Annotated in this window: 1 protein-coding gene; it reads right to left on the bottom strand. The window is 65.7% G+C overall.

From position 1 onward, the window contains the following. Nucleotides 1–61 precede the first annotated feature (61 nt). The gene (gene flgF, locus OZ10_RS20160; protein ID WP_039566893.1) at nucleotides 62–817 is read right to left on the bottom strand and encodes a flagellar basal-body rod protein FlgF; all 756 of its coding nucleotides are present in this window, start codon (nucleotides 815–817) and stop codon (nucleotides 62–64) included. Nucleotides 818–874: the final 57 nt, after the last annotated feature.

Below are 874 nucleotides of genomic sequence, written 5' to 3'. Positions count from 1 at the left end.
ATCCAGGTGCTCGGCAGCGCGGCAAGCCAACCGGCGGTGCGTCAGTGGGCGCCAGTGATGCTTAGCCACTGACCCGCAGCAGCGAATTGGCCGACTGCGCGTTGTCGTCGCCGTTCTTGATGATCTTGACCTGCATTTCGAACTGTCGCTGCAACTGGATCATCTCCACCAGCGCGCCGGCGGCGTCCACGTTGCTGCCCTCCAGCATGCCGCTGTTGATGGTCTTGCCGGTGGCCACCGCAAACGCCTGCGCCGGGTCGGTGCTGGTGTTACGCATCAGCCCGTCCGGGCGCCGCGTCAAACGGTCGGCGGGGGCATCGACCACCTTCATCTTGCCGACGATGGCCATGGTCTGCGGGCCTTCGCCCTGCGGAATGATCGAGATGCTGCCGTCGCTGCCGATCTCCATCGCCTGGTGCGGCGGGACCGTCATCGGGTTGCCGCCCTCATCCAGCACCGCATGCCCATTGGCGGTGACCAGCTGGCCATTGGCGGTGAGTGCCAGCTCGCCGTTGCGGGTGTAGGCCTCGCTGCCGTCGGGCGACTGCACCGCCAGCCAGCGGTCCTGCTGCAGCGACACGTCCAGCGGGTTGCCGGTGACTTTCTGGTGGCCCTGGCTGCGGTCGAAGCCCTGGTCCACATGCAGCGCGTCGATCCGCGACGGATAGCCCTTGCCCTGGATCTTGAACGCCTCGGTATTGGCCAACGCAGCCTTGAACCCCACCGTATCGACGTTGGCGAGATTGTGCGACACGGTGCCCTGCGCCTGCAGGGAGGCGCGGGCACCGGTCATCGCAACGTAGAGAGCTTTGTCCATGAGGCACCAGGATTGGGGAATGGAGAGTCGGGAATCGGGAATCGCAAAGGCGGGATT

This window comes from Xanthomonas cannabis pv. cannabis (genome assembly GCF_000802365.1).
Lineage (GTDB): Bacteria > Pseudomonadota > Gammaproteobacteria > Xanthomonadales > Xanthomonadaceae > Xanthomonas > Xanthomonas cannabis.
The sequence above is the reverse complement of the archived record's forward strand: the minus strand, read 5'-3'. Positions and strand labels throughout refer to the sequence as shown.

Excerpts from the sequence above, each read along its gene's own strand:
- flgF (WP_039566893.1), bottom strand. The coding sequence starts at position 817 with ATGGACAAAGCTCTCTACGTTGCGATGACCGGTGCCCGCGCCTCCCTG.